Raw genomic sequence first — 25,196 nt, forward strand, 5'->3', positions numbered from 1 at the left:
GGCGTCGCGGCGACGCGTAGTTGGCGGGGCGTACTTCAGCGGCGCACGGGCTCGGCAATGACTGACGAGGCGGCCTGCGCGGCGCTTTCGGGGTCGAGTGTCTGGCCGTCATCCTGGCTCCTTCTGGTGCCGCTGCGGTTCGAGGCGCCCGAGAACAGGATCGCCCAGCTGTCGAAGCGGCGGTTGAACAAGACCGACAATCCGTTGATGGAACCGCCCTTGGCAATCAGCGACCAGCGCCGCGAGAACTGCCACGTCAGCTTTACCACGTTGGAGGCCGAGGTCAAGCTCTGTTCATAGCCCACCGAGATCTGGTCGGTGATGGCCTTGCCCATGCTGACCACCTGCTGGTCGTTCAGGCCCGCGGTGCTGGGCCCGATCGAGAACTCGTCGATGCCGAAATGCGAGACGATGCCCTTGCCCGCCTTGCCGCCGATCAGGCCGAGCGCCGCGCCGCCCAGCGCGGCACCGCCCAGCTGGCGCTGCTGGCCCGCGCCGGCGCTTTCGGCGCCGTAGCCGAACATCAGCCACGACAGCTTGTCTTCGTCCGGCACGTTGGGTTCCGACACCAGCCGCACGCGCGGCAGCCGCACCGTGCCGGTGACTTCGACACCCGCCTCCACTTCCTGGTTGCGGCGCATGGCGCGGATGTTCATGTTCGGGTTGTCGATCGGCCCATTGAAGTTGATGATACCGCGCACGATGTCCAGCTTGCGGCCAAAGGCCTCGTAGGTGCCGTCGGTCACGCGCACCGTGCCGATGGCCTTCAGCGGCACCAGCGGCTCGCTCTTGACCCCGAGCTGGCCGGCGAGCAGCAGGTCGGCGCCCGCGCCGCGGAAGCGGAAGTCGTTGCCCAGGTCGACGGTCAGGTCGATCACCGGGCTGAACTTGCTCGCCGGCTTGGTCTCGGGCGCCACCGGCGTCGCGGCGGTCTTGACCGCGCGCTGGTCCTTGCGGCGGATCACCACCACGTCGTCGCCCAGCACCGGTGCGCCGGCCTTGGGCAGATCGAACAGGCCGCGGTCGACGCGGAACTTGCCGCGGATCACGATCTGCTTGTTCTCGTTGGCGATGCTGGCGTCGCCCGACACCACCAGCGTGCGCTCCGGACTGGCGAACAGCTGCAGCTTGTCGGCGACGATCTTGCCGGTCAGGTTGGGATCGGCCTCGCCCAGCTTGACGTTGCCGGTGGCGGTGATCTTGCCGTCGCCGCCGTGGAACTCGACGTGCTTCAGCTCCACCGTATTCTGGTCCAGCGCCACGCGCACGGTGCCGTCGGTCAGGCGCAGGCCCATGTCGTACAGCGTGACTGCGAGGTTGTCGCCATCGATGGTGCCGGCCAGCAGCGGCGCGCCGACCGTGCCGCCCAGGCGCAGCGCGGCGGCCAGGCGCCCGTCGAAGGCATACTGCGGCCCGGTCAGCGCCTCCAGCGACTTCAGGCGCGGCACGTCGACCGTGACCGTGCCGGCCAGCGTCGACGCCGGCCCCACCGTCTGCAAACCCTGCTCCTGCACCAGCCCGGCCGAGGCATCGACCGCGACCTTGCCGATGCGCCCCGACACCATGCCGCCGCGCAACGCGATGCGGTTGCCGCCCGCTTCGGCGCGCAGGCTGGTCTCGCCCAGGCCCATCGTGGTAAAGCCGCGCCCGGCATTGACCGACAGATCGCCGCTGCGCCGGCGCACTTCGGCGAACCCGCTTGCGGTCTCGGCCAGCGCGAGGTTCCAGCTGCCGTCGATGACCAGGTCGGAGCGCACCGGCGGCTTTTCGCCGGTGATGGTTTCCATCAGCTCCAGCACGTGGCCGACCTGCAGGCCATTCAGGCTGCCCTGGGTGCGGATGCGGCCGTGGTCCCAGTCGAGGCTGTCGATGGCGAGCGTGGCGTTGTCCAGCAGCAGCCGAGTGGCGCCCAGGCGCACGCGCTGGTCGGCCACCAGCAGCTGCGTGGGCGCCGCCAGCCGCAGGTTGACGGTGCTGCGTTCTTCCAGAGTACGGATGGTGCCGTTCCAGCCCTCCTTGTCCTTCCAGGCGCCCTGCCCCGCCAGCACCAGCTGCAGCGGCCGGCGGTTCAGGGTGCCGGCGGCCTTGACGTCGAAGACGTGGTTGGCCTGGGTGCCATTGAGGGTGGCGTCGAGCGTGCTCAGGCTGGCCTGCGGCCCGCGGTAGTCGCGCGCGGCCAGCTGCACCGACAGCGGGCCGTCCAGGCCGCCGCGCACTTCGGCGCGGCCAGTAGCGCTGGCTACCTTGTGCGGTCCGACCTCCAGCGCCTGCGCGTTGTAGTCGGCCACCACCTCGGGCTTCTTCAGCGTGCCGGTGATGGTGGCGTCGAGCTTGAGCTTGCCGGCCACGCCGAACTTGAGCCGCTCCAGTTGCGGCGCGTCGACCGCCAGCTTGAGCTGGTCGCCGCGCGCGCCGAAGCTGCCGCGCAGGTTGGCCTGGTTGCCGGCCATGTTGAGCGAGGCTTCGCTCGGCAGCAGCCGCTCGCCGGCCAGCCGCACCTTGCCGCCGCCGGTCATCGGCAGGCCGGCATATTCGCTCTCGTGCACGGCGAAATCCACAGCCACGCCAAGCACCGGGGCAATCTCGCCGCTGGCGCTGAAGTCGGCGTTGATGCGGCCCGCGGCCACCTTGGCCAGCCGCGACGGATCGAACGACGCCAGCTTGCCCTTGAAGCTGAACGGCTGCTTGTCCTTCAGGCCGAGCTTGCCTTCGGCGCTCAGCACGCCGGGGCCCACGGTGGCGCGCAGCGTGGTCAGCGTAACGGTCTCGGCGTCCACGCTGGCATCGGCGAACAGCTTGAGCGCCGCGCCCGACAGGTCCAGCGCCACGCTCTGCCGGCCCGGTTCCATGCGTAACACCACCGGGCCGGACAAGCTGGCGCTGGTCGCCGAGCCGTGCAGCGCGGCCGGATCGAGCCGGCGCACGTCCAGGTCAAAGCCGCCGCGGCCGCCGCGCAGCGTGCCGCCGCCGGTGATCTCGGCCTTGCCGGTCAACGACACGCGCAGGTCGCTGATGGCCTGCGCCGATTCGCTCAGTTCGACGTGGGCGCGCACGGCATGGACCGGCAGGCGGTCCTTGTCGAACGGGCCGGCTTCCAGGTTGCGGATCTCGATGTCGCCGGCGACGGCCAGCGGTGCCGGGGGTGCGGGCGGGGGTGCGGCTGCGGGAGCCGAGGCCGCCGGGGCCGCAGGGGCCGCCGGAGCCGATGCCGCGGGCGCACTCGCCGCTGGCGGCTGGGCCCCCGCGGCCACGCCGTCCACCGGCCGCAGGTCGGCATGCACCGTCAGGTTGGCCTGCGGCGCCGTGGGGCTGAACAGCCGCGGGTTGATGCGCTCGCCATCGACCAGCAGGTGCGTGAACGGCACCTTGCCGAACGGCGTCAGGTCAGCGCCGGCGCGCGCATGGATGCGGTCGCCATTGGCCTGCAGCTCGGCGCGCAAGGCTTCGAGCGTGCCCCTGGCGGTGGCGTTGACGGCGAAGGACTCCTTCTGCCAGCTCGCCTCCAGCAGCGCCTCGGCGCCGAGCGGAAACGGCGCGCGCGCGCCGATCTGGGCGTTGGCGGCAAGCTTGCCGTACGGCGTCTCGAGCCGGTCCACGCTGACGCGGTGGTGCTGGCCGTCGCTGTGCAGCGCGCCGGACAGGTTGGCGAACACCATCGGCTCGGCGGTGGGCGACGTGCCCTGCAGCAGCGCCAGTCGTTCCAGCGTCAGCGCATCGACGTCGATCGCCAGCGGCAGTTCCAGCGACTTCGGCATCTGCGCCGGCTCGGTGCCCGGCTCCGACGGGCCCAGTCGGACCTCGGCCTTGCCGATGCGAAGGTATTCGAAGTGCAGGCGGCGCGGCTGCCAGGTCATGGCCCAGCTGCCGTCGACGCGGTCCACGGTCACGCGGGTCTGGCCGCTGGCGAAGACCACGTCGCGCAGCCGCAAGCCATGCGCCACCGTGCCACCTTCGAGCCGCCCGCTGAGCATGCCGGCCGACAGCCGCGTGGCCAGCGTCCAAAGGTGGCGCGTGCCGGCCTCGGTGCTCAATGCCGCCACGCCCGCGCCGATCAGCGCCACCACCAGCACCAGCAGCAAGCCAAGCAGCCAGGCGAGCGCGCGCAATACGCCCCGGCGCTTGCGCGGCGCGGGCGGGTTCGGCTCATTGGGCGTGCCCTCGCCGGGCACGTCGGGCAGGTCGTGGGCGCTCATGCCGGCATCCCATGCGCGCGGGCGGCCATCAGAAGGCCACCCCCAGCGAGATATGCGGCCGGAACTGCTGCTCCTGGATGCCGTAGCCAACGTCCAGCTGCAGCGGTCCCACCGGCGTGCGCCAGCGCACGCCTACGCCGACGCCGTTGTAGATCGTCACGCCGCGCAGGTTGTCGGCGGCCGTGCCCAGGTCCCAGAACACCGCCACGCCCCAGTCAGGCTTGAACCAGTACTGGTACTCAAGGCTGCCGGTGCCGAGGTACTTGGCCGGCAAGATACTGGCGCCGCTGGGCGTGCCGATCGACTGGTAGGTGTAGCCGCGGATCGAATCGGTGCCGCCGGCGCGGAAGCGCAACGTCGCGGGGATCTGGCTCGAACTGTCGCCGGTCAGGTCCGCGCCCAGCTCCAGCCGCGCCACCACCAGGTCGCGCTTGCCCACCGGGATGTACTGGCGGATACGGCCATACAGGCGCAGGAAGGTGGCATCGCTGAGGAAACCCCGGGCGGCCACGCCGACCTGGGTGCTGATGACATTGCCGCGGCGCGGAAACACCGGGTTGTCGACATCGCGCCGGGTCCAGGCAAAGGCCGGCACCAGCGCCTTGCTGATCTGGGCGGCCTGGCCCTCGGGCAGCAGCTTGTCATAGTAGAAGTCAAGCGACGTGGTGACGTCGTACTTCTCGCGCGAGCGCGAGCGCTTCAGGCCCGCGCGCAGGCTGGTGGTATCGGTGTTCTCGATATCGATGGTGTGCTCGTAGCTGCTGTACACGCTGTTGCGGTACGCGCCGGGGGCAGGCGGCATCGCCGCTTCGGCAAACAGGTAGGAACGCTTTTGTTCCAGCCGCGCCTGCGAGTCGAAGGTCCAGGCGCGGTTGAACAGGTTGTAGTAGGAATAGCGCCCTTCCACCTGGGCGCCGGTGTCGGTGGTAAAGCCGACGCCGCTGTTAAGCCGGTGCACCGGATATTCGCGCACGCGCACCGAGACCGGCGCAGTGACTACGCCGTCAGGGGCCTTGTCGGCATCCGGCGGCGGTTCCAGGTCGACCTGCACGTTGGAGAAATACGGCTGGTTCTGGATCGCGCGCTGCAGCTCCAGCAGCCGCTCCACGCGGTACGGCTCGCCCTCGCTGAGCGGATTGACGTTGTAAATGATCTGTTCCGGATAACGGCGCGTGCCGCTCACCGTCAGCGGCCCCAGCAGGTAGGCCGGTCCGCTGGCGTAGTGCGTGGACAGGTCGGCGCGCAGGTCGTCCGGTTCCACCCGCGCCTGCGACGCGGCCAGCCGCGCGCCGTAGTAGTTATGGCTTTGCAGCGTCACCAGCGCGTCTTCCTTGGCCTTGTCCCAGTCGGCCTGGCGGAACGGGTCGCCCACCGGCAGGCCCCACTTGGCCTGCATCTCGGCGACCTGCTCGGGCGAGCGCGTCGCCGCCGGGCCGGTCACCTGGATATCGACATTGCGGATCAGCGTGCGCGCGCCCGGGTCCACCGTGACGTGGACCACGCGCCGGTCGCCCTCGCCTTCCACACGGGTGGTGGTGGTCGGGTCGAAATAGCCTTCGGTCGAGGTGAACTGGCGCACCTGCTCGCCGACGGTCTCGACCATGTAGTCGAACTGGTCTTGTGACAGGTCGGTGCGGTCCTTGTAGCGCGCCAGGTCCAGGTGCTCTTCGAGCATCTCCTTGATCGGCTTGGGGGCTTCGACCTCGACCTTGTAGGCGCCGAGCGCAGCGCCGGCTGGCAGCAGCATCAGCACGGCAAGCGCGAACGCAGCCGCGCGCCCCCGCCAGCGCAGCGGCGCGGGATGTGCCGTATCCGGCCTCCCGGTGGGGGCGATCCTCATCCGTTGAAGGCGCCGGGCGCCCCGGGCACGGTGTCGGCAGGTTTAGCGGTGATAGCGGTGTCTCGCGGCATCGCCGATTGTCCACACATACGAAGTCGGTATTTGACCACACACCGCGCTGCCTCCGGAATCTTCCTACCCCCGCAAAGCAAGCCCAGCGCCAAATGCGACCCCGCGGCGGGCCGATACTGTAAAATCCTGCCCCACTGCATCCATTACACGCCCACGCGGCGCATACGGTTTCACCATGGCCATGTACGAATCCGAGATCACCCAGTTCCTGAAGCAGCTCAAGCAAGAGCGCCCGACGCTCGAAGCCGAACAGCGCGACGGCCGCGCCCTGCTGTGGGACAAGGCGCCGATCGACCTGGAAGAGCGCGCCCGCGCCCAGGCATCGCGCGTGGCCCAGAAGCCGTACGTCTACTCGCAGGACAACTGATCTCCGCCAGCGCCGCGTGAGCACAGCCGATCAGGACAAGGTGCCGCTGCCCGTCGCGGTCGCCGGCGCTGCCGACAACCCTGCCGGAGCCTCGGGTCCCGCCGACATGGTCGACGGGATGGCGTTCGCGCGCCTGTACGGCGAGCCGCTGTTCAAGCTGCCGCAGGACCTGTACATCCCGCCCGATGCGCTCGAAATCTTCCTGGAAGCGTTCGAAGGCCCGCTGGACCTGCTGCTGTACCTGATCCGCAAGCAGAACTTCAACGTCCTCGACATCCCGATGTCGCAGGTCACGCGCCAGTACCTGTCGTATATCGAGCAGATCCGCAAGACCAACCTGGAGCTGGCGGCGGAATACCTGCTGATGGCGGCCATGCTGATCGAGATCAAGTCGCGCATGCTGCTGCCGGTCAAGAAATCCGACAGCGACGAAGACGCCGAGGACCCGCGCGCCGAGCTGGTGCGCCGCCTGCTGGAGTACGAGCAGATGAAGCTGGCCGCGCAGCGCCTGGACACGGTGCCGCAGCTGGGCCGTGACTTCCTGCGCTCGCAGGTCTATATCGAGCAGAGCCTGGCGCCGCGCTTCCCCGAAGTCGAGACGATCGACCTGCAAAGCGCCTGGGCCGACGTGCTCAAGCGCGCCAAGCTGAACCAGCACCACAAGATCTCGCGCGAGGAACTGTCGGTGCGCGAGCACATGAGCCAGATCCTGCGCCGGCTGCAGCATGCGCGCTTCATGGAGTTCTCGGAGCTGTTCGAGGATGCGATCCGCTCGGGCAAGGGCGTGCCGGTGGTGGTGGTCAACTTTATCGCCATGCTGGAGCTGTCGCGCGAGTCGCTGGTCGAGATCACCCAGGCCGAGCCGTTCGCGCCAATTTATGTGCGATTGGCGTACAGCCCTTCCTGACCCACCCGCAGGGCAGGGTCCACCCCCGCCCCACTTGATCTACAATCCGCCGACAGCCGGCACCATACGCCCAGAAGGCAAGACGCCCGAAGGCCCGGCATGGCACAGCGCCGCCCCCCGGAGACCGGCGCCACGGGTCACACCCTCACGACAGCACACCTAGCCAGATGAAAGTCATTTCCTCCATCCAAGAGCTGCGGGACCAGCTGCGCGGCCAGAACCGCGCTGCCTTCGTTCCTACCATGGGCAACCTGCACGAAGGCCACCTGTCGCTGATGCGCCTGGCGCGCCAGCACGGCGACCCGGTGGTGGCATCGATCTTCGTGAACCGCCTGCAGTTCGGCCCCAACGAGGATTTCGACAAGTACCCGCGCACGCTGCAGGACGATATCGAGAAGCTGCAGAGAGAAGGCGTCTATGTGCTGTTTGCGCCCTCCGAGCGCGATATGTACCCGGTGCCGCAGGAATACCGCGTCGAGCCGCCGCACGACCTGGGCGACATCCTGGAAGGCGAATTCCGCCCCGGCTTCTTCAAGGGCGTATGCACGGTGGTGATGAAGCTGTTCTCGTGCGCGCAGCCGCGCGTGGCCGTGTTCGGCAAGAAGGACTACCAGCAGCTGATGATCGTGCGCCGCATGGTGCAGCAGTTCGCGCTGCCGATCGACATCATCCCGGCCGAGACCATTCGCGACGAAGATGGCCTGGCGCTGTCTTCGCGCAACCGCTACCTGAGCCCCGACGAGCGCGCCGAGGCGCCGGTGCTGTACCGCACGCTGCATGAGGTGCGCGACACCGTGCTGGGCAGCGACCGCGCCGGGGCCGACCTGCTGGCAGTGGAGGCCAACGCCGTGGCGGCGCTGGCCAAGCGCGGCTGGAAGCCGGACTATATCTCGATCCGCCGGCGCAGCGACCTGCAGGCGCCGACGCATGAAGAATTCGTCGCCGGTGAGCCGCTGGTGGTGCTGACCGCGGCCAAGCTGGGCGCGACCCGCCTGATCGACAACCTGGAAATCTGAACCCGGGCGCAGGTTCGCGGGTTCACAGAAAAAAAGCAGGCCGCCGGCCTGCTTTTTTCATGCCCGGCGCATGGCCGCGCGCTGCGCCGCCTTCGCGACATGGCGGCGGTGCCCGCGCCGGCGCTTCCACCAGATCAGCACGCCGGTCAGGGCAAACGCCAGCGGCGCCAAGCCGAACAGCGTAATGAAGATCCGCCCCGGCAGGCCGAACGCCTCGCCGGTATGCAGCGGGAACAGCCAGTTCAGCAGCGTGTCCCCGGCGGGGGCGTCGTGCGGGTCCTTCACGCCCAGCCGCGTACCGGTCCAGGCGTCGAGCCAGAGCCGGGTCGCGCCGCTGTCCTTGCGCACCTCGTCCGGCTGGCGCAGCCGCACTTCGAAGGCGTCGCCCGGCTTGCGCGGGAAGCTGATGCGGGTAACCTGCGCGTCGGGATACTGGGACTGCGCCGCCGCCATGATCTGGCCGGCATCGAGCGGACGGGCGTCGGGCGCGGGCGGGGCCGAAACGTGCTTGGCCGGCGGCGTGACCGTCATCACCCCCGCCACGATCGGCGTCACCCATTTCGGCAGGTTGAGATACCAGCCGGAAAAGGCAATGGTGGCCAGCACCGGCGCTGCCAGGATGCCGCCGGCCCGGTGCAGCGAATAGTTGAAGCGCGACCACGAGCCGCCATGGCTGATCCGCAGCGCCTGCCCCCACGCGCGCAGTTTCGTCTTGGGCCACCACACCACCACGCCCAGCAGCGTGGTCAGCAGCATCAGCATGCCGGCCACGCCGGTGATGGTCTTGCCGGTCTCGCCACTGAGCAGGTAGCGGTGCAGGTGGAACAGCGTCGGCAGCAGCAGCCGGCGCGAGACGCCGGCCTCGCCCCACACGCGCTCGCCCTTCACTGCCAGCGTCACCGGATCGACCATCACCTGTCGCGAGCGGCCCGGCACGGCGCCCTCCGGCCCCTTGACCGGATACCAGGCGGTGAAGACGCCGTCGTCATGGGTCGGCAGCATCAGCAGGTTGGGCCGGCCGTACGGCGGCGCGGCCAGGCGTTCGGTCACGGCCTGGACTGTCGCCCCCGTAACGGGGCCGGTAGCGGGTGCCGAGGCAACCAGCAGGTCCGGGTTGAGCCAGGCATCGAGCTCATCGCGCCACGCAATGGCCATGCCGGTCAGGCCCAACAGGACAAAGAGCAGGCCGAGAGTCAGCCCGATATAGAGGTGCAGCTTGACGAAGACGACGCGCAGGCGGCCGGTGACCATGACTTGTGTTGTGAATGTGGGGCGCTGCAGCGTGCGGCGATATGGCTCGAAAGCCATATCACAACAGAATGCAAATGCGAAGGATTCGCGATTCTAGCAGGGAGATGTTGCGTGGAGACGGCATGATCCGCGCTGTGGCGGATCGGGCACCGTGCAGATCAGCGTTGCAGCGGCGCGAACATGGCGTCCAGGTCGAGGTGCGCCGCCAGGGTGTCGGCGAGCCGCTCGATCGAGGCTTCGCGCAGCGCGTCGAGGTCCACTGCCTGCGCCTTGTCGAGTCCTGCCCAGCGCAGCAGCGCCTGGCACCCGGCCGGGTCGTCGAACAGGCCGTGGACGTAGGTCGCCAGCACCTGGCCATCGGCCGAGCAGGCACCGTCGGGACGCATGGAGCCGTCGCCGCGGTCGAGCCACACCGCGGGCCGGTCCAGCCCGGCACCGGTGGTGACGCCGAGGTGGATCTCGTAGCCCCGCACCGGCGCGTCGGCATCCGCCAGCCGCCCGCTGACCTGGCGCAACTGCTTCTCTGCCGCGAGCGTGGTTTCGTAGTCGAGCCATCCCAGCCCCGCGCTGCTGCCGGCCGGGCCTTCGCGGCCATCGGGGTCATGCACCTGCCGGCCCAGCATCTGCATGCCGCCACAGATGCCGACCAGCTTGCCGCCGTAGCGCAGGTGCCGCTGCAATGCCGCCTCCCAGCCGTTGGCGCGCAGGAAGGCCAGGTCGGCACGCACGCTCTTGCTGCCGGGCAACACCACCAGGTCGGCGGGCGGGACCGGCATGCCGGGACCGATGAACCGCAGGTCCACCTGCGGATGCGCGCGCAGCGCGTCGAAGTCGGTATGGTTGGCGATGCGCGGCAGCACCGGAACGATCACGCGCAGCCGCTGCGCCCCGGACTTGGTGGCCTGCGTGCCGATGATGGCGTCCTCCGCATCCAGGTGCAGGCCGTGCAGGTACGGCAGCACGCCGAACACCGGCTTGCCGGTGCGCGCGGTGAGCCAGTCCAGCCCCGGTTCGAGCAGGCTGATATCGCCGCGGAAGCGGTTGATGATGAAGCCGGTCACGCGCGCGCGTTCGCTGTCGGACAGGCAATCGAGCGTACCGACCAGGTGCGCGAACACGCCGCCGCGGTCGATGTCGGCGACCAGCACCACCGGGCAGTCGACCCGCTCGGCGAAGCCCATGTTGGCGATATCGCGCTCGCGCAGGTTGATTTCCGCGGGGCTGCCCGCGCCTTCCACCAGCACCACGTCGTAGGCCTGTTCCAGCCGCGCATGCGAGGCCAGCACCGCCTTCATCGCCTCGGGCTTGTAGGCGTGGTAGGCGCGGGCATCGAGGTCGAGCCGCGCGCGGCCGTGGATGATCACCTGCGCGCCGGTATCGCTGCTGGGCTTGAGCAGCACCGGGTTCATGTCGGTATGCGGCGCCAGCCGCGCGGCCTGCGCCTGCAGCGCCTGCGCGCGGCCGATCTCGCCGCCGTCGGCGGTCACCGCGCTGTTCAGCGCCATGTTCTGCGGCTTGAACGGCGCCACGCGCGTGCCTGCGCGCGCCAGCACGCGGCACAGCCCTGCGACCACGGTGCTCTTGCCGGCATCGGAGGTGGTGCCTTGAACCATCAGCGTGCCGCGCAGGGCACCCGGCGGCAAGGAAAGCGGGGAATCGGTATGCATCGGCGGATTATCGCACCGGCCCTCCATGCGAGGGCCGGATGCGGCGGCTACAATACGCGGATGGAAACCCAGGCAATCGCCCCTGAATCCGCCACCGCCAGCGCGGCGAAGCCGCTTGCGGCCGGCTCGTCCGGCGCGCGGCAGCTGACGCTGGTGCTGGGCGGCGCGCGCTCAGGCAAGAGCCACTACGCCGAACAACTGGCGAGCGAGCACGCCGGCATCACCGGCGGGCCGGTCACGTATATCGCCACTGCACGCCAGGATCCCGCACTGGCCGACCAGGAACTCGAAGTCCGCATCGCGCTGCACCGTGCCCGCCGCCCCGCCGACTGGCGCCTGGTGGAAGAGCCGGTGCGGCTGGCCGATGCGCTCTATGCCAACGCGCGCCACGACGGCTGCATCCTGGTGGACTGCATGACGCTGTGGATGAACAACCTGCTCTTCCCCGACGGCCGCAGCTATCCCGATCATGGCGTAATCACGCCGCCCGATGCCTTCACCGAAGAAATCGAGTCGCTGCTGACCGCGCTGCCAACGCTGCCCGGCCACGTGATCCTGGTCTCCAACGAGATCGGCTTCGGCGTGGTGCCGATGGGCGCGATCACCCGCTTCTATGTCGATGAACTGGGGCGCCTGAACCAGAAGCTGGCCGCCGCCGCCGACCGCGTGCGGCTGCTGGTGGCGGGCATCCCTGTCCCGGTCAAGGGCGCCGATCCCGCATGCTGATGCAGGCCTGGCCGGCCTGGCCGGCTTGTGTGGCCGCGGCACTGGCGGGCGTACTGCTCGACCAGTGGCTGGGCGAGCCGCGCCGCTTCCATCCGCTGGTAGGCTTTGGCCGGCTCGCTACGGCCCTCGAACGACGCTTCAACCATCCTGAACGCCGCGGCGCGCCGTGGCGGCAGCGCGTGGCGGGCCTTGCCTGCTGGTGCGTACTGGTGCTGGTACCGGCGGCGCTCGCATGGTGGCTGGTCGATGCGGCGGCGCGCTGGCACCCGCTCGCGGCACTGGCGCTGCATGCCGCCGCGCTGTATGCCGCGCTCGGCGCGCGCAGCCTGCACCAGCATATCGCCCCGATTGCCGCCGCCCTCGCTGCCTCCGACCTGCCAGCCGCACGCGCGCTGACTGCGCGCATTGTCTCGCGCGATACCGCCGATGCCGATGCCGAAGCGCTCGCGCGCGCAGCCTGCGAATCGGCGCTGGAGAACGGCAACGATGCCGTCTTCGGCGCGCTGTTCTGGTTCCTGCTCGGCGGCGCGCCGGCGGTGATCGTATTCCGGCTGGCCAATACGCTCGATGCGATGTGGGGCTACCGCACGCCGCGGCTGCAATATTTCGGCTGGGCGGCGGCGCGCATCGACGATGCGCTCAACCTGGTCCCGGCGCGGCTGACCGCGCTGTCCTACGCGCTGCTGGGCGCCACGACTCAGGCGCTGCGCTGCTGGCGCACGCAGGCGCCGGCATGGTCCAGCCCCAATGCCGGGCCGGTGATGGCGGCGGGCGCCGGCGCGGTCGGCGTGCAGCTTGGCGGTCCGGCGCGCTATCACGGCGAACTGGAACAACGCCCGCCGCTGGGCGCGGGCAGCGCACCGCAAGCCGGACACGTGATGGCGTGCCTGCGGCTGGTGCAGCGTACCTTGTGGCTGTGGCTGGCGCTTGCGGGCGCCAGCGCGCTGGCCGTTCTTGCCTTGTCCGCACCGACGTGAGCGCTGCCCTTCCCCCGATCCGCCATGGCGGCAACCTGCTGGCCGCGGTACGCCGCTACGGCCGCGCCGAAGCGGACTGGCTCGACTTGTCCACCGGCATCCATCCCGACGGCTATCCCGTGCCGGCGCTGCCCGCTTCCGCGTGGCAGCGGCTGCCGCAGGACGGGGATGGACTGGCCGAGCTGGCCGCCCAGGCCTTCGGCGCGCCGCAGGCCTTGCCGGTGGCCGGCTCGCAGGCCGCGATCCGCGCGCTACCGGGTCTGCTGCGGCCGGGGCGAGTCGGGATTGCCGCGCTCGGCTACAGCGAGTATGCACCGGCCTTCGCCGCGGCCGGACATACGGTGGTGCCGCTGGACGAAGCGGATTTCGCCCGCGCGGACCTTGCCGATGCGCTCGACCATCTGGTCGTCGTCAATCCCAACAACCCGACCGCCCGGCTGCTGCCGCCGGCAACGCTGCTGCGCTGGCATGCAGTGCTGGCCGGGCGCGGTGGCACGCTGCTGGTCGATGAAGCCTTCATCGATTGCCTGCCTGCGGCTTCGGTCGCCGCGCACAGCGGCATTGAGGGATTGGTTGTGCTGCGCTCGATCGGCAAGTTCTACGGTCTCGCCGGCATCCGCTGCGGCTTCGTGCTGGCGCACCAGCCGTTGCTCGATGCGCTGCATGAGCGGCTGGGCCACTGGACCGTCTCGGGGCCGGCGCGCGCCGTCGCCCGCCATGCGCTGGCGGACCGCCAGTGGCAAGAAGCCAACCGTGCGCAACTGGGCCTGTCCGGCGCGCGGCTCGGCACGCTGCTGGCACGCCACGGGCTGACCGCCGTGGTGCACCCGTTGTTTTGCTGGGTACCGCATGCCGAGGCGCTGGCGCTGCACGAAGCACTGGCACGCCATGGCGTCTGGACCCGATACTTCGAAGCCGCCGGCGGCTGCCTGCCAAGCCTGCGCCTGGGCCTGCCGCCCGACCGGGCCGAAAGCTGGCAACGGCTCGATGCCGCGCTGGCCGCCGTGACCGCCTGACCCTCACCATGCACACACTGAAATTCGCCATTGCCCCGGCGCTGGCCGCCACCGCCCTGCTTGCCGCGCCCTCCGCCCAAGCCTCGGTATCGGTGGTCGACGATGCCGGCCAGACCATCACACTGGCCCAGCCGGCGCGCCGCGTGGTCTCGCTGGCGCCGCACGTGACCGAGATGATCTTTGCCGCGGGCGGCGGCGATCGCATCGTCGGCACGGTCCACTACAGCGACTACCCGCCGCAGGCGCGCGACATCCCGCGCGTGGGCGACAACAAGGCGCTGGACCTGGAGCGCATCGCCGCGCTCAAGCCCGACCTGATCGTGGTCTGGCGCCATGGTAACGCGCAGAAGCAGACCGACCGCCTGCGCGCGCTCGGCCTGCCGCTGTTCTACAGCGAGCCGCGCAAGCTGGCATCGATCCCCGAAAACGTAGAGAAGCTGGGCACGCTGCTGGGCACGGAAGCCACCGCGCGGCGCGCCGCCGACAGCTTCCGCCAGCAGGTGGAAACGCTGCGCAAGACCTACGCGGCGCGGCCGCCGGTGACCGTGTTCTACCAGGTCTGGCAGCAGCCGCTGATGACGCTCAACGGCCAGCACCTGGTCAGCGACATGCTGGCGCTGTGCGGCGGGCGCAACCTGTTCGGGGCCGAGACGCCGCTGGTGCCGACGGTGTCGGTCGAGGCAGTGGTGGCGGGCAATCCGGAAGCGATGCTGACCGCGGGCATGGGCGCCACGCGCTCGGACCAGCCGCTGCCCGACTACGCGATGTGGCAGCGCTGGAAGCAGGTCACCGCGGTGGCGCGCAACAACCTGTTCGTGATCGACGGCGACCTCGTCAACCGCGCCGGCCCGCGCGTGGTGCAGGGCATCGAGCAGATCTGCAAGGACCTCGACCTGGCGCGCAGCCGGCGCCCGGGGCGCTGATCAGCCGCCGCGGTTCCACCCGCAGTTCCACCATTCGAGCCGCGCGGCTCCCGCACCCAGGCGGAAGCGGCAGCTCGCGCCGAAGCCCAGGGCCCAGTTGACCGTCACCGCCAGCGGCACGCCGAGCCAGTGCGCGGCCAGCATGCGCATCGGCCCGGCATGGCTGACCACCCACAAGCAATGGTCGTCCCGTACGTCGAGCGCATCGGCCCAGCCGACCACGCGCGCCATCGCCTGCGCCGGCGACTCGCCGCCATGCGGGCGCGCATGCAGCAGGTCCGCGGCCCACTGGTCCAGCGCGGCGCGGTCGATCGCATCCCACGCCACGCCTTCCCAGTTGCCGAAGTCCAGCTCGCGCAACAGCGGTTCGGTGGCAATGGCCGGCACGCCGGCCGGCAAGGTCTGCACCAGCGCCTGCGCCGTGCCAAGCGCGCGCGCCAGCGGGCTGCTGACGATGCGCGCGGGCGCCGGCAGGCCCGCCGCGATCTGCGCGGCCGCCGGCATCAGTGGCGACACCAGCGGCAAATCGAGGCAGCCGTAGCAGGTGCCCGCGGCTACCTCCGGCTGCGCATGGCGGATCAGGACCACGTCCATGCGGCAGCCACCAGGTAGAGCAGGATCTCAGCGCACTGCTGGGCCATGCCCAGGCAGTCGCCGGTATAGCCGCCGATGCGGCGCACGAAGTAGCGGCCGAGCAGCAGGCGCAGCCCCAGCAGGGCCGCCATGGCCGCCACGCAGAACGCCGGCGATAGCAGCCACAGCGGCACCACCCCGCACAGCAGCGCGAACACCAGCCCTGCCCCGGCCAGCCGCTGCGCCACCGGCTTCGCCTTGCCTTCCGCGCGCACGTATTGCAGCGTTGCCAGGTAGCTGACCGCCATCGCGCGGCTGGCGGCATGCGCGGCCACCAGCACCGCCAGTAATATCGCCGGCCCGCCCTGCGCGCCGATCGTCACCAGCAGTTGCCACTTGAGCAGCAGCGCCACCACCAGCGCGATCGCGCCGAACGCGCCGATGCGCGAGTCATGCATGATGCGCAGCACGTCTTCGCGCTGCCATGCGCCGCCGAAGGCATCGACGCAGTCGGCCAGCCCGTCCTCATGGAAGGCACCGGTCAGCAGCAGCGTGGCGGCCATGCCCAGCAGCACCGCCACGCCGATCGGCCACCACTGCAGCGCCCCCCACGTGACCAGCGCACCGGCGCCGCCCACCAGCAGCCCCACCAGCGGGAAATAGCGCGCGGCGGCGTGCAGGTAATGCGGCTCGAATCCGACCCAGCGCGCCAGCCAGCCCGGCAACGGCACACGCGTAAAGTAGCCCAGCGCGGTCAGGAAATAGCGCAGCTCGCCGCCGGATCCGGCTGGCGTGGGTACCGGGTCGGACGGCACGCTCATGCCGAGGCGGTGCTGACGCCGGCGCCGCTGAAGGTCGCCATCTCGTTAAGGAACGCAACCGCGGACGCGAGCAGCGGCCACGCCAGCGCCGCGCCGGTGCCCTCACCCAGGCGCAGGTCCAGCGCCAGCAGCGGTTCGGCGCCGAAGTGGTCCAGCAGTGCGCGGTGGCCGCGCTCGTGCGAGCAATGCGTGAACACGCAGTACTGCAGCACGTTGGGGTCGATGCGCTGCGCCACCAGCAGTGCAGCCGACGCGATAAAGCCGTCGACCAGGATCACCATGCGGCTGGCCGCGGCGGCGAGGAAGGCGCCGGCCATCATCGCGATCTCGAAGCCGCCGAACGTCGCCAGCACATCGAGCGGCGCCTGCGCATCGGCGTGCAGCGCGAGCGCGCCTTCCAGCACCTCGCGCTTGCGTGCCAGCCCGGCATCGTCCAGCCCGGTGCCGCGGCCGATGCAGTCCGCCAGCGGCAACCCGGTCAGCCGCTGCATCAGGCATGCTGCGGCCGACGTATTGGCAATGCCCATCTCGCCGAAGCCGATCACATTGCAGCCTTGCTGGGCATGCCGCAGCACGCGCGCCATGCCGGCGGTCATCGCCGCCGCGGCCTGCTCCGGCGTCATCGCCGGTTCCTGCGCGAAGTTGCGGGTGCCGTCGGCGATGCGGCAGTTGACCAGCCCGGGTGCCGCCGGCAGCGGCACGCGCACGCCGGCGTCGACGATTTCCAGCGCAATGCCGTGCTGGCGCGAGAACACATTGATCGCCGCGCCACCGCCCAGGAAATTCTTGACCATTTGCGCGGTGACTTCGGCCGGATAGGCGCTGACGCCCGCGTCGGCCACGCCGTGGTCGGCGGCAAAGACGATCACCGTGGGCCGCTGCAGCACCGGCCGCTGCGTGCCGAGGATCAGGCCCAGCTGCAGCGCCAGCGGTTCCAGCCGGCCGAGCGCGCCGAGCGGCTTGGTCTTGTCGTCGATGGCGGCCTGCAGCGCGGGCCGCAGCGTGTTGTCGAGGGGAGTGATTTCGGGAAACTGCATGATGCTGTGGTTCTGGTGGTCTGTATCGGGGGCTACATCGGGGGCTACATCGGGGACTACATTTCCACGCCGCGCTGCGCCTTGATGCCCTGCTGGAAGGCGTGCTTGACCGGCGTCATGTCGGTGACGGTGTCGGCCGCCTCGACCAGCGCCGGCGGCGCGCCGCGGCCGGTGATGACTACGTGTTGCATCGGCGGGCGCGCGCGCAGGTCGGCGACGACCCGATCCACATCAAGATAGTGCAGCTTGAGCGCGATGTTGAGTTCGTCGAGCAGCACCAGCCCGATCGCCGGGTCGCGCAGCATGGCGCGAGCCACTTCCCACGCGGCTTCCGCCTTGGCCACGTCGCGCGAGCGGTCCTGGGTGTCCCAGGTATAGCCCTCGCCCATCACGTGGAACGCACATTCCTCGGGGAAGCGGCGCAGGAACATCTCTTCGCCGGTCGGCTGTGCGCCCTTGATGAACTGGACCACGCCGGCACGCATGCCGTGGCCGAGCGCGCGCACCACCATGCCGAAGCCGGAGCTGGATTTGCCCTTGCCGTTGCCGGTGGTGATGACGATCACGCCACGCTCGTCCTGCGCCGCGGCGATCTTGGCGTCGATCACTTCTTTCTTGCGCATCATGCGCGCCTTGTGGCGCGCGTCGCGCTCCGGGTCATCGGTGGCGGGGTTGTGGGAGTCAGTCATGGGTTCGGGTCTTGCGTAAAGGGACGCGGCGCCTTGGCGCCGTCGGGAATCAGTGCAGTATGCACGCCGTCGCTGACGCTGACGATGGGCGTGCGCAGCGCACGCGAGCAGCGTTCGGGGGTCAGCACCTCGGCCGCGGCGCCGTGCAGCGCGGTGCCGTCTTCGGCCATCAGCAAGGCATGGGTGGCGTAGCGCAGCGCCAGCGTCAGGTCGTGCAGGATCACCACGATGGCGTGGCGACCGGCGCGGGCCAGCGCGGCAAGCTGCTCCAGCACCAGGATCTGGTGGCGCAGGTCGAGGTGCGACACCGGCTCGTCGAGCAGCAGCAGCGGCGCCTGCTGCGCCAGCGCGGCAGCCAGCGAAGCGCGCTGCCGCTCGCCGCCGGACAGCGTGAGCACGTCGCGGGCCGCCAGTGCCTCGATGTCCATGGCGCGGATCGTGTCGCGCACCACGCGGTCATCCTCGCGCCCGGTCCAGCCCCAGCCGGACAGGTGCGGATGGCGGCCCACGCGCACCGCATCGAGCACCGACATCGAGAACGTATCGTGCACTGCCTGCGGCAGGTACGCGCGCTGGCGCGCCAGCGCCGACGGCGCGACCTGAGCCGCCGGCTTGCCGTCGATCTCGACGCTGCCGCCGTCCACGTGGCGCAGGCCCGCCAGCGCGGTCATCAGCGTGGACTTGCCGGCGCCGTTGGGACCGGCGATGCACCACAGCTGGCCGACGCCGATGTCCATCGTCAGGTGCTCGACCAGCACGCGCTGGCCGGTGCGCAGCCGCACATCGCGCAGCGCCAGCACGGGGCAGGCCGCAAGCGGCTGCGACCAGTCGGCGGGCGCGTTCATCGCGGCCTCCGCAGCAGCAGGTAGAGGAAGGTCGGCACGCCCAGCAGCGCCGTGATCACGCCCACTGGCAGCTGTGCCGGGGCGATCACGGTGCGGGCGATCAGGTCGGCCGCCATCAGCAGCGCGCCGCCCAGCAGCACCGCGGCCGGCAGCAGCAGGCGCTGGTCGTTGCCCCACGCCAGCCGCACCAGGTGCGGCACGACCAGGCCGACAAAGCCGATCGAACCGGCAGTGGTGATGGCCACGGCAATGCAAACCGAGGAGAGCAGGAAAGTCAGCAGCCGCACACGGCCTACGCGCACACCCAGCGACTGCGCCACGGTCTCGCCCAGCAGCATCACGTTGAGCGCGCGCGCCATCGGCATGGCCAGCAGCAGCGCGACGATCATCGTCGCCAGCGCGCCGCCGTAGCTGGCGGTGCCGCCCAGGTCGCCGGTCAGCCAGAACAGCATGCCGCGCAGCCGGGATTCCGGCGCCACGGCGAGGATCAGCGTGATCACCGCGCCCCACCCCGCGGCGAGGATCACGCCCGTCAGCAGCAAGCGCGCGCCAGCTTCGCGATGGCCGCCCTGCACCTGCGGGTGCAGCAGGTCGCGCCGCGCCAGCGTGGCCACTAGCAGCATCGAGCACAGCGCGCCGACGGCGGCGGCCGTCTGCACGCCCCACCACGGCGCCAGCACCAGCATCGCCAGCAAGGCGCCGACCGACGCACCGCCGGAGACGCCCAGCACATAGGGTTCGGCCAGCGGGTTGCGTAGAAGCACCTGCATCAGCGCGCCGGACAGGGCCAGCAGCCCGCCGCAGGCAAAGGCGGCGGCCGCGCGCGGCAGGCGCAGCTCGCGCACGATGGCGCCGGCGGTGCCGGTGTCAGCACCGGCGAGCGCCTGCCACAGCTCGCGCGCATCGAGCGAGACGCTGCCCAGCGCAAGCGACGCCGCGAAGACTACGACTGACGCCAGGGCGAGCGCCAGCCACAACGCCAGGGCGCGCCGGAACTCAGACATGGCGCGCCCGTGCGCTCATCGCTGGCGCCAGCCCAGCGTGATGAAACCCGCGCGCCCCTGCGTGTTGTAGGGGTAGGCGAGCTGGTAGTCCTTGTCGAACAGGTTTTCGACGCGGGCGGCAACGAACCATTGCTTGTCGATGTTGTAGCGGGCGTTGAGGTTGACGATACCGTATCCGCCCAGGCGGCGCGAGCCGGCGTCCATGCGCGACGACGATACCAGCCATTCGCCGCCGAAGCGCCAGTTGCCGAAGTTGCGGCCCACGTCCAGCGCGGCGTGGCGGCGCGCGCGGCGCAGCAGCTGGGTGTTGTTCTGCTCGTCGACCGGATTCTGGAACGTCACGCTGGCGCCGAGGTCGGTGCCGTAGACGGTGGCGCGCCACGACGCCTCGATACCCTGCACCTTGGCCTTGTTGACGTTCTCGGCCAGGAACATGCCGTTGGGCTGCAGCGCCGACACGATCAGGTCGTCATAGCGGGTCTCGAACGCGGTCACGCGCAGCAGCCCCGCCGTGGCGGTGGTGTACTGCACGCCCGCCTCGACCGACTTGGCGCGCTCGGGCTGCAGGTTGGGCTGGCCGAAGTTGGGGAAGTACAGCTCGTTGAAGGTCGGCGCGCGGAAGGCGTTGCTGACGCTGGCGATCAGCTTGAACGCATCGGTCACGTTATAGCCGTAGCCGGCGAAGAAACTGCCCTGGTTGCCGAAGTCGGAATAGTGGTCGTTGCGCGCATTGAGCTGCAGCTGGTGCTTGCCGATGCGCCCGTCGTAGCCGCCGAACACCGAGAACACGTTGCGCGTGGGCGCGCCATAGGAACTCGACACCAGCTCCTGCTGCAGGTAGTCGGTGCCGAACAGCAGCGTGTGGTTGGCGGCAACCGCGTACTCGTTCTGCCAGTTGAACTGGCGGTTGCGGGTATTGAAGGTGCCGTTGGGACGCCCGTTCAGGAAGGTGTCGCTGTTGTCCGCGCTCTGCGACAGCTTGAAGTGCGTGGTCCAGTCGGCGCCGACCTTGCCGTTGACGAAGGCCGACAGCGCGTACAACTCGCTGTTGGTGCGGTTGTCGTCGGTCGGGCGGCCGAAGGCGCTGTCGAACGACAGCTTGCTCTTCGAGTAGTAGCCGGAGAAGCCCGCATCCCAGTCGGGTGTGAAGCGGTGCTTCACCTGGCCCGACACGCTCTGGTTCTCGTACGGGTTGTCGTTGGGGTTGGCGCGGGGCGCCTGCTGCGTATTGATCGCCGAGAAGCCATCGGTCTTGAATGCCGAGCCGGTCAGGTTGAACGAGGTATCGCCGACCTGCCCGCCGTAGCCAACGGTGCCCTGGCGCGTGTTGTTGCTGCCGTACTCCACCGCCGCATTGACCGCGGGCGCCTGGCCCGCGCCGCTCTTGGTAAAGATCTGCACCACGCCGCCGATCGCGTCCGAGCCATACAGCGCCGACACGTTGCCGCGCACCACCTCGATCCGGTCGATCTGGTCGGGCAGGATATTGGCCAGCTGCGCGGTGCCGCTGCTGACGGACGACACGCGCACGCCATCGATCAGGATCAGCGTCTGGTTGGAGTTGGCGCCGCGCATGAACAGCGAGGTGTTGGTGCCCATGCCGCCGTTGGCCGTGAGCTCCACGCCGGCCTGGTTGCGCAGCAGCGTGCGCAGGTCGGGTGCCTGCGAATTGACGATATCTTCCTGCGTCACCACCGTGGTATGCGGCAGCGCCTCGGTAATGGATTGCGCGGTACGGGTGGAGGTCACCACCACCGGGGCCAGCTGTTGGGCGGTGCCGCTGTCGGCGGCTTGCGCGAACGAGGTGGCCGGGACCACGGTGAACGAGGCAATGGCTGCCGCAATCGCAGACGAAGTTGCGGGCACGAACGGACGCACCGCCGGGGCTGCCGGGCGGGTCGACCTGTGAAGCGATGAACGCATGATGCAGGACTAGGTAGGAACGGCCGGGCCCGTTCCCCCGCGGACCATATGGCGATGAGGCGTGCCGCGCACGGGCGGCAGCCCGCGTTCAGGCCGGTATCCGGGCTGGCGACTCGGAACCGGCGCCTTCCCGAACGTGAGGTTCAGTGGCGTGTGGCCGGTCCTGCGTGGACATGTGGCCGGGATCGGATCCCGGTCATTGCCGGCGGCCCTTCCGGCAGGCTGGTGCGGAAGTGGCTGGCGCTGGCGGATGCGCACGCGGTCGCTTACCGTTGCGGGGGCAGCACAGGTTGGCCCGTCCGGCGCGCGGCCGGCAAAGCTCCCTGTTTCCCGTTGAACTGCCCTTTCGCCAGGGACGAAAAGGGCGAGCACCTGGAACGTGCGCGAGTGTAGGGAGTTTCGCAACCCGCGTCAACGCGGTGCCCGTAGTGTTTTGTCACAACTCTGCCGAGGTTTTGGGTGCAGAAGGCTGCAACTTCCATGCAGGTACCCGGTCACAAACGCTTCCCATCGCATTGTGTGCGGCGGCGCATCGGCTAGAATCGCGTTACCTGACTTTTATCCCATCATGACAGGCCCTATGCTCAACGAACTCGAACAACTGGCCGCGAAGATCGGGCGCGTGCTGCACCATGCGGACACCCTGGCGGCAGAAAACCAGCGGCTGCGCGACGAGATCGCCCGGCTGGAGGGTGAAGCCGCGCAGTTGCGCAGCGAGCGCGAGGCCATGGCTGCCGACCGCGAGTTGCTCAACATCAAGATCGAAGAAGCGCAGCTGCGCATCCAGTCCATCCTTGACAAGCTGCCGACAGCCAGCGACACGCGCCAGCTCGACCTGCTGGGCGAGGGCGCCGCGGCAGGCGCAGAGCCGCACAAGGCCCCCGGAGAACACGCATGAGCAACAAGCAAGTCGAAGTCAACATCGCCGGCCAGCCGTACCGATTTGCCATCGCTCCCGAGAACGAGGCCGCGCTGCTCGAGGCGATCGCACTGGTCGACACGCAGATGAACAAGCTGCGCAACGGCCTCGCCGCCAAGGGCGTCGAGCGCGTGGCGGTAATGGCCGCCATTTCGATCGCGTCCGATCTGCTGGCCCTGCAGCGCAAGCAGCAGGCCGAGGGCACGATTCCGGTCGAGGCCATCCACGCGCGCATCCGCGAACTGAACGAACGCGCCGACGAAGCGTTGCGGCAATACGCGCACGTGGGCACCGGCACGAGGGCTGAGCGGGCCGGTTGAAGCCCGCCCGGGCAGCCCGATATACCGTGGAAATGGGGGGATGTGCAGCGGATGCCGCGCTGTCGCGCAAAATGTAACGATACGCGGGTGTGGACTTGGTAAGGCCTGCGACGCGGTGTATAGTGTAGCCAGACTGCACGAGGCACCACAGAAGTGCAGCTAACTGGCCAGGTTATCGCGCCCGGCCGCCGTTTTCATCCCATCCTAGTTAGAAACGGCAAACGTCTGACATCCCGCAGGCAGGTCACCTACCCGACCGGTCGAAGCGGTTGTAGCGTCAGACGTTTGACAGTTTCCCTGCCTGGTTCGTGAGGGTCATAAACTCCTTGAACCGATATGCATTGCATGGTGCGGGATCATGTCGCGTGGGCGAGCGCGTCGTCGCATTCATAGTCTGGGCCTGGCTTGGACTCCCTGAGTGGATGATGTACCCGAAATGCGACTTCCGCAGCCACTCTGAACCTCACTTGGGTTCAGGATGCCGACCCAGCGGCCGAGGCGGGGACCCCCTAAAAAGGCGGTGGTTTTCTGAACCATCGCCTTTTTTCTTTGCGCACGCGCGTGGCCATGCACGCGCACCCCGACCCCTTCATCCACGAACCGCGCCGTGAGCCCGAACCCGAACAAACGCGCCCGCCAGTACTGGCTGATGAAATCGGAACCGGACGAGGCCAGTATCGACGACCTCGCCCGCGAGGGGACGCTGCCCTGGACCGGCGTGCGCAACTACCAGGCGCGCAACTTCATGCGCGACGCCATGCAGATCGGCGACGGGGTGCTGTTCTACCACTCGTCGTGCCCCGAGCCAGGCATTGCCGGCCTGGCGGAGGTCTGCTCCACGCCCTACCCCGACCCGACCCAGTTCGATGCCAAGAGCCCGTACTACGACGCCGCGTCCAAGTCCGATGCGCCGCGCTGGCTGCTGGTCGACGTGCGCTATGAACGCAAGAGAGCGCTGATTCCGCTGGCGGCGCTGCGCGAGCATGAGGAACTGGCCGACATGGTGGTGCTGCGCCGTGGCAACCGGCTCTCGATCACGCCGGTCACGCCGGCGGAATGGCGCTTCATTACCGCCAAGCTGATGCGCTGAGGCCGGGGCGCGGATCATCTATGCAGCTTGCTACCCTGCCGGTGCTGATCCCTGCGCTGCTGGCCCTTGGCGCCTTCACCGGCTTCTGCGCCGGGCTGCTCGGCGTCGGCGGCGGCATGATGATGGTGCCGTTCCTGACGCTGCTGTTCACCGCGCTGGGCTTTCCCATGGAAGCCATCGTCCATATGGCGATCGCCACGTCGATGGGCACCATCCTGTTCACTTCCCTGTCGTCGGTGCGCGCGCACCACAAGCGCGGCGCGGTGCGCTGGCCGGTGGTGCTGGCGCTGGCACCGGGCATCGTGCTCGGCGGCATGGTCGGCGCCGGGAAGGTCTTTGCCGCGCTCAAGACCAGCTGGCTGTCGCTTGCCTTCGCCGTGTTTGTCGGGTTTTCCGCGCTGCAGATGCTGCGCAGCCGCCGCCCTGTCCCGAGCCGGCAACTGCCGGGCGCGGCGGGCATGATGGGCACGGGTGGCGTGATCGGGTTCCTGTCGAGCCTGGTCGGCGCGGGCGGCGCCTTTGTCTCGGTACCGTTCATGACCTGGTGCAACGTGCCGATCCACAACGCGGTGGCGACATCGGCGGCGCTGGGCTTCCCGATCGCGGCGGCCAGCGTGGCGGGCTATGTCTGGAGCGGCTGGCAGATGCCGGGACTGCCGGCGGGATCGCTCGGCTACATCTACCTGCCGGCGTTGCTCGTCATTGCCGCGGCCAGCGTGCTGACCGCGCCGCTGGGCGCGCGCACCGCGCACCGGATGGATGTGGGGCAGTTGCGCAAGGCGTTTGCGCTGCTGCTGCTGTGCCTGGCCACCTATATGCTGTGGAAAGCCTGGCAGGCCTTCTGACCCGTACGAGTTTGCACCCCGCCTTTGCAACAATCGTTTGCAATCTCGCGGAACATTTCACGCCCTGTTTCCGTCTGATATCCACTATGTTTTTTTGGGAGTTCTCATGCCGCCTGTCCGGCATGCGCAAGGTCAAAAAAGGCAGATCAAGGAAGACTATCTGGGTAGCAAGGAA

The 25,196-nt window shown here is 69.4% G+C and carries 22 protein-coding genes, 1 other RNA gene and 1 riboswitch; of the genes, 12 read left to right on the forward strand and 11 right to left on the reverse strand.

Translation table 11 applies throughout. The features are described from left to right. Positions 1–35 precede the first annotated feature (35 nt). Both CTP10_RS13050 and CTP10_RS13055 read right to left on the reverse strand, forming a co-directional pair. Entirely contained in the window at positions 36–4,193 is a 4,158-nt protein-coding gene (locus tag CTP10_RS13050) for a translocation/assembly module TamB domain-containing protein (RefSeq protein ID WP_116317958.1), read from the reverse strand. 28 nt (positions 4,194–4,221) lie between these two features. Next, on the reverse strand, positions 4,222–6,033 hold the full coding sequence (locus CTP10_RS13055; RefSeq protein ID WP_233527984.1) for an autotransporter assembly complex protein TamA: 1,812 nt from the start codon (positions 6,031–6,033) through the stop codon (positions 4,222–4,224). A 247-nt stretch (positions 6,034–6,280) separates the two neighbouring features. Here CTP10_RS13055 and CTP10_RS13060 point away from each other — a divergent pair, with 247 nt between their 5' ends. From CTP10_RS13060 to panC, 3 genes are all read left to right on the forward strand, one after another. Then, the gene (locus CTP10_RS13060; RefSeq protein ID WP_029046065.1) at positions 6,281–6,472 is read left to right on the forward strand and encodes a DUF3460 family protein; all 192 of its coding nucleotides are present in this window, start codon (positions 6,281–6,283) and stop codon (positions 6,470–6,472) included. A gap of 16 nt (positions 6,473–6,488) precedes the next feature. Continuing rightward, on the forward strand, positions 6,489–7,379 hold the full coding sequence (locus tag CTP10_RS13065; protein WP_116317959.1) for a segregation and condensation protein A: 891 nt from the start codon (positions 6,489–6,491) through the stop codon (positions 7,377–7,379). Positions 7,380–7,546: 167 nt separating this feature from the next. Further along, a complete protein-coding gene (gene panC / locus CTP10_RS13070) occupies positions 7,547–8,395 on the forward strand; it encodes a pantoate--beta-alanine ligase (protein WP_116317960.1) in 849 nt (282 codons plus the stop codon). 57 nt (positions 8,396–8,452) lie between these two features. Here panC and CTP10_RS13075 read toward each other — a convergent pair whose 3' ends face one another. Together CTP10_RS13075 and CTP10_RS13080 are read right to left on the reverse strand one after the other, a co-directional pair. After that, positions 8,453–9,646: a PepSY-associated TM helix domain-containing protein gene (locus tag CTP10_RS13075; RefSeq protein ID WP_116317961.1), complete on the reverse strand. Its 1,194-nt coding sequence runs from the start codon at positions 9,644–9,646 to the stop codon at positions 8,453–8,455. Between the two features lie 158 nt (positions 9,647–9,804). Further along, positions 9,805–11,313, reverse strand: coding sequence for a cobyric acid synthase (locus tag CTP10_RS13080; RefSeq protein WP_116317962.1), 1,509 nt, complete (start codon positions 11,311–11,313; stop codon positions 9,805–9,807). A 60-nt stretch (positions 11,314–11,373) separates the two neighbouring features. Here CTP10_RS13080 and cobU point away from each other — a divergent pair, with 60 nt between their 5' ends. The 4 genes from cobU to CTP10_RS13100 are packed head-to-tail and all read left to right on the forward strand — an operon-like array spanning position 11,374 to position 14,955. Continuing rightward, positions 11,374–12,039, forward strand: coding sequence for a bifunctional adenosylcobinamide kinase/adenosylcobinamide-phosphate guanylyltransferase (gene cobU, locus CTP10_RS13085; RefSeq protein ID WP_116317963.1), 666 nt, complete (start codon positions 11,374–11,376; stop codon positions 12,037–12,039). After that, a complete protein-coding gene (gene cbiB, locus CTP10_RS13090) occupies positions 12,033–13,016 on the forward strand; it encodes an adenosylcobinamide-phosphate synthase CbiB (protein WP_116317964.1) in 984 nt (327 codons plus the stop codon). Before cobU ends, cbiB begins: the two co-directional genes overlap by 7 nt. Next, positions 13,013–14,032 (forward strand): threonine-phosphate decarboxylase CobD, encoded by a 1,020-nt coding sequence (gene cobD / locus CTP10_RS13095; protein WP_116317965.1) that lies wholly within the window; start codon positions 13,013–13,015, stop codon positions 14,030–14,032. Before cbiB ends, cobD begins: the two co-directional genes overlap by 4 nt. Before the next feature lie 8 nt (positions 14,033–14,040). Beyond that, entirely contained in the window at positions 14,041–14,955 is a 915-nt protein-coding gene (locus tag CTP10_RS13100) for a cobalamin-binding protein (RefSeq protein WP_116317966.1), read from the forward strand. On the opposite strand, the gene CTP10_RS13105 is transcribed toward CTP10_RS13100, so the two are convergent. The 7 genes from CTP10_RS13105 to CTP10_RS13135 are packed head-to-tail and all read right to left on the reverse strand — an operon-like array spanning position 14,956 to position 21,847. After that, positions 14,956–15,549 carry a histidine phosphatase family protein gene (locus tag CTP10_RS13105; protein ID WP_116317967.1) on the reverse strand — a complete coding sequence of 198 codons (594 nt, stop codon included), beginning with the start codon at positions 15,547–15,549 and terminating at the stop codon, positions 14,956–14,958. It lies immediately after the preceding gene. After that, complete coding sequence (locus CTP10_RS13110) at positions 15,534–16,349, reverse strand: adenosylcobinamide-GDP ribazoletransferase (protein ID WP_116317968.1); 816 nt, start codon at positions 16,347–16,349, stop codon at positions 15,534–15,536. The genes CTP10_RS13105 and CTP10_RS13110 overlap by 16 nt, the downstream gene beginning before the upstream one ends. Further along, a complete protein-coding gene (cobT, locus tag CTP10_RS13115) occupies positions 16,346–17,386 on the reverse strand; it encodes a nicotinate-nucleotide--dimethylbenzimidazole phosphoribosyltransferase (RefSeq protein ID WP_116317969.1) in 1,041 nt (346 codons plus the stop codon). Before cobT ends, CTP10_RS13110 begins: the two co-directional genes overlap by 4 nt. A 56-nt stretch (positions 17,387–17,442) precedes the next feature. Next, entirely contained in the window at positions 17,443–18,075 is a 633-nt protein-coding gene (gene cobO / locus CTP10_RS13120; RefSeq protein ID WP_116317970.1) for a cob(I)yrinic acid a,c-diamide adenosyltransferase, read from the reverse strand. Continuing rightward, entirely contained in the window at positions 18,072–18,920 is an 849-nt protein-coding gene (locus CTP10_RS13125; protein ID WP_116317971.1) for an ABC transporter ATP-binding protein, read from the reverse strand. Before CTP10_RS13125 ends, cobO begins: the two co-directional genes overlap by 4 nt. Continuing rightward, positions 18,917–19,924 (reverse strand): FecCD family ABC transporter permease, encoded by a 1,008-nt coding sequence (locus CTP10_RS13130; RefSeq protein WP_116317972.1) that lies wholly within the window; start codon positions 19,922–19,924, stop codon positions 18,917–18,919. The genes CTP10_RS13125 and CTP10_RS13130 overlap by 4 nt, the downstream gene beginning before the upstream one ends. 15 nt (positions 19,925–19,939) lie before the next feature. Beyond that, positions 19,940–21,847, reverse strand: a complete 1,908-nt coding sequence (locus tag CTP10_RS13135) for a TonB-dependent receptor domain-containing protein (protein ID WP_116317973.1) — start codon at positions 21,845–21,847, stop codon at positions 19,940–19,942. Between the two features lie 74 nt (positions 21,848–21,921). Beyond that, positions 21,922–22,239, reverse strand: a riboswitch (cobalamin riboswitch). Positions 22,240–22,427: 188 nt separating this feature from the next. On the opposite strand from CTP10_RS13135, the gene CTP10_RS13140 reads away from it, so the two are divergent. From CTP10_RS13140 to CTP10_RS13160, 5 genes are all read left to right on the forward strand, one after another. Beyond that, complete coding sequence (locus tag CTP10_RS13140; RefSeq protein WP_116317974.1) at positions 22,428–22,745, forward strand: hypothetical protein; 318 nt, start codon at positions 22,428–22,430, stop codon at positions 22,743–22,745. Continuing rightward, positions 22,742–23,086, forward strand: coding sequence for a cell division protein ZapA (locus CTP10_RS13145; protein WP_116317975.1), 345 nt, complete (start codon positions 22,742–22,744; stop codon positions 23,084–23,086). Before CTP10_RS13140 ends, CTP10_RS13145 begins: the two co-directional genes overlap by 4 nt. 291 nt (positions 23,087–23,377) lie before the next feature. Further along, positions 23,378–23,595: non-coding RNA, 6S RNA (gene ssrS, locus CTP10_RS13150), on the forward strand. 98 nt (positions 23,596–23,693) lie between these two features. Beyond that, the gene (locus CTP10_RS13155) at positions 23,694–24,176 is read left to right on the forward strand and encodes an EVE domain-containing protein (RefSeq protein WP_199414523.1); all 483 of its coding nucleotides are present in this window, start codon (positions 23,694–23,696) and stop codon (positions 24,174–24,176) included. Between the two features lie 20 nt (positions 24,177–24,196). Continuing rightward, positions 24,197–25,021: a sulfite exporter TauE/SafE family protein gene (locus CTP10_RS13160; RefSeq protein ID WP_116317976.1), complete on the forward strand. Its 825-nt coding sequence runs from the start codon at positions 24,197–24,199 to the stop codon at positions 25,019–25,021. Positions 25,022–25,196 lie beyond the last annotated feature (175 nt).

The organism is Cupriavidus sp. P-10 (assembly GCF_003402535.2).
Taxonomy (GTDB): domain Bacteria; phylum Pseudomonadota; class Gammaproteobacteria; order Burkholderiales; family Burkholderiaceae; genus Cupriavidus.

What these genes read in the sequence shown, in the direction of transcription:
- CTP10_RS13060 (WP_029046065.1), top strand. Translation starts at nt 6,281, where the DNA reads ATGGCCATGTACGAATCCGAGATCACCCAGTTCCTGAAGCAGCTCAAG.
- CTP10_RS13050 (WP_116317958.1), bottom strand. Translation starts at nt 4,193, where the DNA reads ATGAGCGCCCACGACCTGCCCGACGTGCCCGGCGAGGGCACGCCCAAT.
- cobO (WP_116317970.1), bottom strand. Translation starts at nt 18,075, where the DNA reads ATGACTGACTCCCACAACCCCGCCACCGATGACCCGGAGCGCGACGCG.
- cobU (WP_116317963.1), top strand. Translation starts at nt 11,374, where the DNA reads ATGGAAACCCAGGCAATCGCCCCTGAATCCGCCACCGCCAGCGCGGCG.
- CTP10_RS13105 (WP_116317967.1), bottom strand. Translation starts at nt 15,549, where the DNA reads ATGGACGTGGTCCTGATCCGCCATGCGCAGCCGGAGGTAGCCGCGGGC.
- cbiB (WP_116317964.1), top strand. Translation starts at nt 12,033, where the DNA reads ATGCTGATGCAGGCCTGGCCGGCCTGGCCGGCTTGTGTGGCCGCGGCA.
- panC (WP_116317960.1), top strand. Translation starts at nt 7,547, where the DNA reads ATGAAAGTCATTTCCTCCATCCAAGAGCTGCGGGACCAGCTGCGCGGC.
- CTP10_RS13160 (WP_116317976.1), top strand. Translation starts at nt 24,197, where the DNA reads ATGCAGCTTGCTACCCTGCCGGTGCTGATCCCTGCGCTGCTGGCCCTT.
- CTP10_RS13125 (WP_116317971.1), bottom strand. Translation starts at nt 18,920, where the DNA reads ATGAACGCGCCCGCCGACTGGTCGCAGCCGCTTGCGGCCTGCCCCGTG.
- CTP10_RS13140 (WP_116317974.1), top strand. Translation starts at nt 22,428, where the DNA reads ATGCTCAACGAACTCGAACAACTGGCCGCGAAGATCGGGCGCGTGCTG.
- CTP10_RS13145 (WP_116317975.1), top strand. Translation starts at nt 22,742, where the DNA reads ATGAGCAACAAGCAAGTCGAAGTCAACATCGCCGGCCAGCCGTACCGA.
- CTP10_RS13075 (WP_116317961.1), bottom strand. Translation starts at nt 9,646, where the DNA reads ATGGTCACCGGCCGCCTGCGCGTCGTCTTCGTCAAGCTGCACCTCTAT.
- CTP10_RS13080 (WP_116317962.1), bottom strand. Translation starts at nt 11,313, where the DNA reads ATGCATACCGATTCCCCGCTTTCCTTGCCGCCGGGTGCCCTGCGCGGC.
- CTP10_RS13135 (WP_116317973.1), bottom strand. Translation starts at nt 21,847, where the DNA reads ATGCGTTCATCGCTTCACAGGTCGACCCGCCCGGCAGCCCCGGCGGTG.
- CTP10_RS13100 (WP_116317966.1), top strand. Translation starts at nt 14,041, where the DNA reads ATGCACACACTGAAATTCGCCATTGCCCCGGCGCTGGCCGCCACCGCC.
- CTP10_RS13110 (WP_116317968.1), bottom strand. Translation starts at nt 16,349, where the DNA reads ATGAGCGTGCCGTCCGACCCGGTACCCACGCCAGCCGGATCCGGCGGC.
- cobT (WP_116317969.1), bottom strand. Translation starts at nt 17,386, where the DNA reads ATGCAGTTTCCCGAAATCACTCCCCTCGACAACACGCTGCGGCCCGCG.
- CTP10_RS13130 (WP_116317972.1), bottom strand. Translation starts at nt 19,924, where the DNA reads ATGTCTGAGTTCCGGCGCGCCCTGGCGTTGTGGCTGGCGCTCGCCCTG.
- CTP10_RS13055 (WP_233527984.1), bottom strand. Translation starts at nt 6,033, where the DNA reads ATGAGGATCGCCCCCACCGGGAGGCCGGATACGGCACATCCCGCGCCG.